Origin of the sequence: Flavobacterium sp., assembly GCF_031422135.1 — a bacterium.
Taxonomy (GTDB): Bacteria; Bacteroidota; Bacteroidia; order Flavobacteriales; family Flavobacteriaceae; genus Flavobacterium.
In genome coordinates this window covers 1-7788 of sequence record NZ_JANOQD010000063.1, presented here as the reverse complement: position 1 = coordinate 7788, position 7788 = coordinate 1, and the positions used below count along the sequence as shown (strand labels likewise).

Genomic DNA, 7788 nt, shown 5'->3' with positions numbered 1-7788 from the left:
TTTGCATCGTAGGAATGTTGATAAGTTTTTAAAACCCGAAGGGAATTTTTTAAAAAACTTATCAATGTTCCGGCAATTAAGTTTAAATTTGAATCAATTATTAACCTAAAAAAAGGTCAACGTATTTTAGGATATGACACCCAAAAAATCGGATAAACATAACGGAAAAAAGGGATTGATTTATAGGAAAGTAAAATGGTACATTTTTCGCCAAGCTTTTGCAAAAGAATTTGCTGAAAACTCGTTTTCAAAGCGAATACGCTAAAAAAGCTTAACAAAGTTAGGAGAAAAAAATGACAAAGTCAAATTTTTTCGAGTTACTTGCTAAAAAATCAAGAAATTGAATTCCGTTATATATTTTTACCCAACTTCGTAAAGCCCTGGTTTTACAAAATTGGTTAAAAATGTTTATCTAAGTTTTTTGAATCATACCTGTAAACTGTTATCTTTGGAAAAGAATAACAGCGTACAACTAGGGTTTTGTGCAAGACTTGCCTGAAAAAGGCAAGTCCTGCACAAAGCCCTCGGACGTTGTATGCTAGTTTTTTTCAACATTACGGTAAAAATAAACATTTAACAAAATATGCGGGAAAACCGTAATCAACTTATTTTTATTAACAGTATCTTTACCAATTTTATAAAAAAATCAAACAACGTTAAACTATTAAACAAACACTATAAAACTTATTTCTATGGCAATAAGCACTACAACTTCTATTCAAATTGAGGGAGAAACATTAACCCGATTTTCAAAATTAAGCATTACACAAACAGTAAACGCACACCACCAGTTTACCATTTTGCAACCTTTACCACGAGAATTTGTAAATCAAGCCATTGAGAAATCGAAAAGCTATATTGGACAAAGCATTAAAATAGAGGTAAAACCGAATAATTTAGCCACCGAATCGCCCCTACTCTTCTACGGAATCATAACCAAATCAATATTGGTTCGTGAAAATGGTTCAGCAGGAATGATTCAAATTTCAGGTTTTTCGCCAACCATTGCAATGCAAAATTTGCCTAAAAACAAATCATTTTCCAATAAATCGTTATCAGATATTATTCAAGAAATTGCAAATGCATTCCCGCAAAGAGAGCTAAAACCCGTCATAAACCTTAGAGAAAATCAAACTTTACCTTTTACCGTTCAGTATAATGAAAGCGATTTTGATTTTTTGTGCCGATTGGCACAAAAAAAAGCAGAATGGTTTTATTATAATGGGCAAGAATTGGTTTTCGGGAAACCAAGGTCAAAAACATTCACATTAGAATACGGTCGTTCTATCGAACGTTTTGATATCGAAATGAATGCCAAACCACTCAATTTTGAATACACTGGGTACGACCCGAGTACGGGCGAGACCCAAAAAGCGAACGCTTCCGAGATAAACTACCAAACATATGGCTACACAAAGCAGGTTTTTGATTCATCAAAAAAATTGTTTCCTGACCAATCAAACACTTTGTATTCCAACCCAATGCAAGAGGGAAACTCTCGCACCCATTTGGTCGACAGAGTAACCACGCAATTGCATTCGCAAACTGCCAGTTTAATAACCGCCACAGGAATAAGTGATGAAACAGGACTTCGCATTGGCGATGTAGTTTCAATCCACGAATCGGCATTCTCAATGACTGGCGACCCACGCGATGGGGTTCAAGAACAAAACTATGGCAGTTACACGATAACCAATATTACACATACTTGCGAAGAGGGCGGACAATATTCGAACACTTTCAATGCCATTCCCGAAAGCGGGCAAAGCCCGCCTTACGGCAATGTGTTGGCGACGCCTATTGCCAGCACGCAACCCGCAATAGTTATCGATAATAACGACCCAAAAGGACTGGGGAGAATTCAAGTGCAAATGGCTTGGCAAAAAAATAATTCCGAAAGAACACCTTGGATTCGTATGACAAACCCACACGCAGGTGGTGGAAAAGGAATGTATTTCATTCCCGAAATTGGCGAAGAAGTTTTGATAGCCTTTGAAGCAGGTAATGCAGAAAAGCCTTATGCGTTGGGTACAATGTACAATGGTTCAGAGAGTTCAGGGTACAACACCGAGGGCAACGACCAAAAAGCAATACAAACTCGCTCGGGAACTAAAATTATTATGAACGATGCTATTGGTAGTGTGTTTATTGAAGACCCAAGTGGGAACACTTGGCTGATGGACGGAAAAGGAAATATTAGTGTCAATGCACCAAGAAATTTTACAGTAAACGCAGGAGAAAACATAAGTTTTACAGCAGGTATGAATATAAACACATCTGCTACTTTAAACATATCAGAAACCGCAGGAGTTAATAAATCATCTTCAATTGGTATGCTACACAATGTATCTGTAGGCGGAAATAGTATTATGAGTGTTACGGGAACACTAACGGAATATATAGAGGGCGATGTGCTCAGTGAAACTAAAAAAGGCAAAACCACTATAAATTCAGAAAAAGGTATGGAAACAAGTAGCCAAGGGGCTATTGCAAAACATTCAGATAAAGAATTGAAAATGAATAGTGCCGAAAAATCAAAGCTTTTTTAAAATGAGTAGAACAAGAATCATTGGGGGAAAACTCACAGAAATAATTGGTGGCGATTATAATATATATTCTGCAGGAGACATTGTTTATAATTCTGCTAAAACTATAAGTTTTACAGGCAAAGACGGTGTGATTTTTGGCAAACCTGAAAAAGCTCCAGCTAGAACAATTGAAGAAAGCGAATATAAACTAGAAAGCACATATGTTCACGACCATCTTAAAAGCGTGGCATCCGAAATGACTTCAAAATTTGATGTAGACAATAAAAGTATTGTTTATAAATTTTATAAAGAAATTACAGACGGTATAGTTATTAATCCAGCCATTACAGTATCTAAATACCGCTTATCAAGTAAAATAGCATTTTATGATGATCGAAATGAAAAAATTATAGTTTGGCAAGAAAGCCTAATTGATATTGAAAAAGATATTGATAAAAAAATAATATTGGCTTTGGCACTAACAGAAGCATACGGAGTATATATCGATATAGCATTAAAAGAAAAGTTAAATCCTGATACCAATTTAGAAACCTACGAATATGACTTATTCCGTTTTGATGCTGTAGCTGACCAAGTAGTTGTAATTGCTAAAATAGAATCGCCAAACTATACAGGCAATTTGGATATTACTTTTCCTAAAACAGAATCTAAAAAATCAAATCAATCACATAATAATCGTGATAAAAATTCACGAGGAGGTCCAAGCGCAGGCGATTTTGACCAGTATGATGAAAGTGATATTGATTCAGGAAATCTTGGAGGACCAGGCGATCCAATACCAAATATGGCTTTAGTATTTAAGTATAGTCTTGGTGGTGGATTTTCTGCAAGTATATGTGCGGGCATTCAAAAAAATATAGATTTAGGCAAAGATTGGGGATTAAGCCCAAGTTTAAATGGAGCATTAACTTATTACGGATATGGTACTCCCGGAACGTCTAGACAAAGCCGTAATCTAGTTACAGCTAGTCTTACTCCAACCTTAACATTAGGTGGTAAAACTGGAAACACATTACCGCTTAATTTGTTCAATCAATATACAGCAACTGGTGTAAATGTTCCTTATGAATATGCATTTTCATTAGGTTCCACAGGAATAATAAGCTCTGGAAGAGTAACTAGCGAATATGACGAAAAGGGCAATAGAATAAAAGACCCATATAATTCGCACGACAATAAAAATAGAAACCAAATTATAGGTGGTGCAGCTATCAAGGTTGGAAATTTTATGATTTCATCCTATAATGATATATACAAACCAATTCTATTTTTTGGTATGGATTCTGACCAATATTGGTCAGCGGGTGTAAATATTCAAGCTAAACTAACACAGAAAATAAATTTGAGTTACGCATTCGATTTATATTATGGCAAATCAAATAACAAAAACCCTTTTGCTTTAGACAAAAATATAAACGGACAAAATTATGACCACCAAAAACTATTTGATGTATTACTAAACCGTGGTCAAGAAACTTTTTCTATTTTTGATGAAAACGGAAATATAAAAACAACTACAAAATTTGGATATGGTACTTTTTGGCCATCAAACAAAATGCATAACGCTATACCTTTTCCTGATGTTCCAAAAGAACCTAAAAAGCCAACTAAACCATTTGATGACACAAATGATAGACTTAATAAAAAATATAATGAAGATAAAATTCAGTATGAAATTGATTTAAAGAAGTATGAAGAAGATGTACTTCTTTATCAAATGAGCATAAATATGAAAGCTAACCCAACTTTTCATCATCTTTATTTAGTATATAAAGAAGGTTCAAAAGAAGTTAACTTACAACGACTTAAAACATATACTGATGCTACTTTGCCATCAAAAACTAAATTGTTACAGGAATTTTATGAGTTAGAAAGAATAAATAAAAAAATTGAAGATGATAAAAAATCAAATAAATAAAATTATTCTATTTTTATTACTATTATTTTTAATTAATTGTGGTAGTAGAAAGATTGATATTAATGATGAGTATCGCAGTTATCAGATTGCCAAAGGTCTTGACCCAAGTGTTAAAAAATCATTTAAATATTTTGAAGACTTTTTAAACCACAAGGATTCTGTTAAAAGACAAGCCTTATTAAATAGTAATATTATAAAAGTCAACAAAGTATATATGTACAAGCGAAATAGCGAATCATATACATTTTGTGTTTTTTCAGACGATGGCTATGCATATAATGTAACTACAACAATGTATAAAAATCAAGATACACAAGGCTATATTGTTGGATTAAAAGAATATGTTGATGCCTCACAAAACAACATTATTAAATTTAACACACCCATTAATCTCAACTATTTAGGAAGTTTCGAACTCAAAAATAATACTATTTCCATAAAACGAAGTGAGAAAACGCCTTTTAGAGAGTGGAACGAAAATGATGTCGGCGTTTTTAAAAACGATACTTTAACAATGACAGCAACTTATATTTCAAAAAAACGTGAGTATAAGAAAAAATGGTTAGCTAAAACCCACAAAACAAATTTTATATTTGTTTATCAACCAGACTTAAAAGCAATAGGTTACAAAAATAAGTACGGAAATGGTATTGCAATTGAGGGGTCATTTAATGTAAAATAGTGAGAATTAATAACAAATAAATAATATGAAAATAGGATATACAATTTTAATTTTTTTAATTACAATTTTTGTAAACGCCCAAGTAAAAAATATAATTGAAAAAAAGGCTGATAACTATGAAAATATTTATAAGTTAAATGATGACAAAGAAATGGATAATGCTATAATTAATGCAAAAGAATCATTGTCGAAATTTGATATTTCTCTCAAAAGTAATGACACAATCTTAAAGCATTTTTGTTTAAAAAAGGCTTTTAAAACTCCAATGGGAGACGAACATATATGGATAGAAAGTATTATGTATAGTACTAAATTAGAAAAGTATATCGGGATTTTAGGAAATGAACCTTTATATGTAAAGAATGTAAAAAAAGGAGATATAATTGAAATTGATATAGATGAAATTTCAGATTGGTCGTATTTAGAAGGAAATAAATCAAAAGGTTATAAATTAATTGGAGGTTTCACAACACGACTATTAGTAAGCAGAATGAGTAAATCTGAAAGAATAGATTTCGATACAAATAGTGGACTAATCATTGAATAACATTTTAAAAGTTGATAAAAATGGTTGGCTAAAACCCACAAAACAAATTTTATATTTGTTTATCAACCCAATCTTAAAGCAATAGGTTACAAAAGCCAGTATGGAAATGGCATTGCAATTGAGGGGTCGTTCAATATAAAATAAAACAAGGCTTGGGCTAAATCGAACAAGCTTTGGACTCAACCGAAACAAGCATAGTCCAAATCGAAGTAGCCTTTGGCTCAATCGAAGTAACCTTTGGCTCAATCGAAACAAACATAGTCCAAATCAAAGTAACCTTTGGCGCAATCGAAACAAGCATAGTCCAAATCGAAATAGCCTTTGGCTCAATCGAAGTAACCTTTGGCTCAACAAAACTAGACAACGGCACCACTAAAACAACACAAACCAAAATAGAACAGAAAAATGTCAAACCGAAAAAGTAAAATGAAACAACGAGTAAAAATTAAACCAGCATACAACAGCGGTTTTGCGATAGTGGGGTTTTATGGCTTAATTCAATATTGGTTTTGTACTTGTTATTTTCTATCTTTACTTCAATGTTAAGGCTTTCTTAACCCCACCATCGCAAAGCCACGAGACGTTAGCAGTCAGTCGAAACCAAAATTACGCAAAAAGAATATAATCAGAAAGTTATAATAAATTTTCAACCCAAATATTAGAAATCTAAATTATGAGTAAATTAAAAATTCATTTAATATTTACAAGTTTATTCGCAGTTTTCAGTTGTAACAAAAACTTAAAACCAGAAAACACAAAAACTTCTGAAATTAGAGAAAACACTGAAAATAATATTGACATTATAAAAAGAGATATTGTTCTAAAAAAATACGATTTATTAAATTTCCCGAATTTAAAAGAACCAACTTTAATATCAATAGACGAATTCTTTGATGGAAATAATGATGAAGCATCAATTGCACCAAATCTAATTGAAAAACCAAAAGTTTCTGAATATTATAAAGTCTTGAAAAAAATATCAGAAAATCCAAAAGTAACTGCATCGTTTGTTAAACTAAACGAAGTTATGATTTATGATAATGGGAAACTAAATGATAATGAATGGTTTTATTCTGATATGATTTACATAATTGGAGACTTAACAAAAGAAGAAATTAAAGAAAATACAAAGTCGTTGTTTCCCGACGAAGTTGAATATGATGACGAGACATTAATAAGAAATATTAACGAAAAATATAAAGACAAAAGAATTGTATATATTTGGTGGGATTAAAAATCTGTAAAATAGAACATTTCGATTCTAAACGACCGAACTGCTAACAGCGGTTTGCAAAAATTGGGGTTTTGGTCTTGACTTTCAACATTGTTTTGTACTTTTGTGATCAGTGATTTACTGAAAGTTTGGGCTTACCAAATCCCCAACTTCTGCAAGCCACGAGACGTTGTGCGAGATTTTCGAGCGACAGAAAACAGATATAAAAATGAAGAGAAATATTAAATTTTATTACTTAATTTTTATAATATTTTTTTTACATTTTGGTTGTAAAAAAGTTGTTAGAAATGAAAATATTGAAAAGTTTGTAAATAATTGGAAGACAACAAAAAAACCAGTTCCATTTAGTGGAACATTAAAAATTAATAAAAATAAAACATTTGAATATTATGCTGGTACGTGTTCTTCAAAATCTTTTTCAAAAGGAAAATGGAATGTAGATAAAGACACAATAATTTTGAATAGTTTTGAATCCAAAGAATGTTACTTTTTGGAAGAATTTGAAATTAATTGTATTAGTGTTTCAAAAAAAGGAAAGCCACTTGTTGTCAAAAAAACTATAAAAAATTGTGAGCCAAAAACAGAAGATAGTTATGTTGAATTTGTAAATACAAAATTTTATTTAAATGATACAATTTTGATTCATAAGCGAAATGTCAAAAATAATTGTCAACTGAATTTGGAGAATTTGATAATAACTTTATTCTTTTAAAAAAATTTGAGGTGTTTCGATAATTACTTATAATTTTTACATATCTTTATAGAATGAAAAAGTTTACAGGAGAAAGTATTTTAGAATTCACCGATAGATTCAAAACGGATTTAGATTGTTTAGAATATTTGGCAGAAATAAAGTGG

The 7788-nt window shown here is 31.5% G+C and carries 7 protein-coding genes and 1 pseudogene; all 8 read left to right on the top strand.

Features of this window, described 5'->3' with window-relative positions; genetic code table 11:
- Positions 1-692: 692 nt before the first annotated feature.
- The gene (locus RMO70_RS08835; protein WP_310556069.1) at positions 693-2549 is read left to right on the top strand and encodes a phage baseplate assembly protein V; all 1857 of its coding nucleotides are present in this window, start codon (positions 693-695) and stop codon (positions 2547-2549) included.
- 1 nt (position 2550) lies between these two features.
- The gene (locus RMO70_RS08830) at positions 2551-4467 is read left to right on the top strand and encodes a polymorphic toxin type 23 domain-containing protein (protein ID WP_310556068.1); all 1917 of its coding nucleotides are present in this window, start codon (positions 2551-2553) and stop codon (positions 4465-4467) included.
- The gene (locus RMO70_RS08825; RefSeq protein ID WP_310556067.1) at positions 4445-5149 is read left to right on the top strand and encodes a hypothetical protein; all 705 of its coding nucleotides are present in this window, start codon (positions 4445-4447) and stop codon (positions 5147-5149) included. Before RMO70_RS08830 ends, RMO70_RS08825 begins: the two co-directional genes overlap by 23 nt.
- A gap of 25 nt (positions 5150-5174) precedes the next feature.
- A complete protein-coding gene (locus tag RMO70_RS08820) occupies positions 5175-5696 on the top strand; it encodes a DUF2314 domain-containing protein (protein ID WP_310556066.1) in 522 nt (173 codons plus the stop codon).
- Between the two features lie 173 nt (positions 5697-5869).
- Positions 5870-6121: a hypothetical protein gene (locus RMO70_RS08815; protein ID WP_310556065.1), complete on the top strand. Its 252-nt coding sequence runs from the start codon at positions 5870-5872 to the stop codon at positions 6119-6121.
- A 248-nt stretch (positions 6122-6369) separates the two neighbouring features.
- Complete coding sequence (locus tag RMO70_RS08810) at positions 6370-6930, top strand: hypothetical protein (RefSeq protein ID WP_310556064.1); 561 nt, start codon at positions 6370-6372, stop codon at positions 6928-6930.
- Positions 6931-7138: 208 nt separating this feature from the next.
- Positions 7139-7642: a hypothetical protein gene (locus RMO70_RS08805; protein ID WP_310556063.1), complete on the top strand. Its 504-nt coding sequence runs from the start codon at positions 7139-7141 to the stop codon at positions 7640-7642.
- Between the two features lie 53 nt (positions 7643-7695).
- A pseudogene (locus tag RMO70_RS08800) lies at positions 7696-7788 on the top strand (IS1595 family transposase); the annotation flags it as partial.

Coding starts and splice junctions, on each gene's coding strand:
- RMO70_RS08810 (WP_310556064.1), top strand. CDS start 6,370: ATGAGTAAATTAAAAATTCATTTAATATTTACAAGTTTATTCGCAGTT.
- RMO70_RS08835 (WP_310556069.1), top strand. CDS start 693: ATGGCAATAAGCACTACAACTTCTATTCAAATTGAGGGAGAAACATTA.
- RMO70_RS08805 (WP_310556063.1), top strand. CDS start 7,139: ATGAAGAGAAATATTAAATTTTATTACTTAATTTTTATAATATTTTTT.
- RMO70_RS08820 (WP_310556066.1), top strand. CDS start 5,175: ATGAAAATAGGATATACAATTTTAATTTTTTTAATTACAATTTTTGTA.
- RMO70_RS08830 (WP_310556068.1), top strand. CDS start 2,551: ATGAGTAGAACAAGAATCATTGGGGGAAAACTCACAGAAATAATTGGT.
- RMO70_RS08825 (WP_310556067.1), top strand. CDS start 4,445: ATGATAAAAAATCAAATAAATAAAATTATTCTATTTTTATTACTATTA.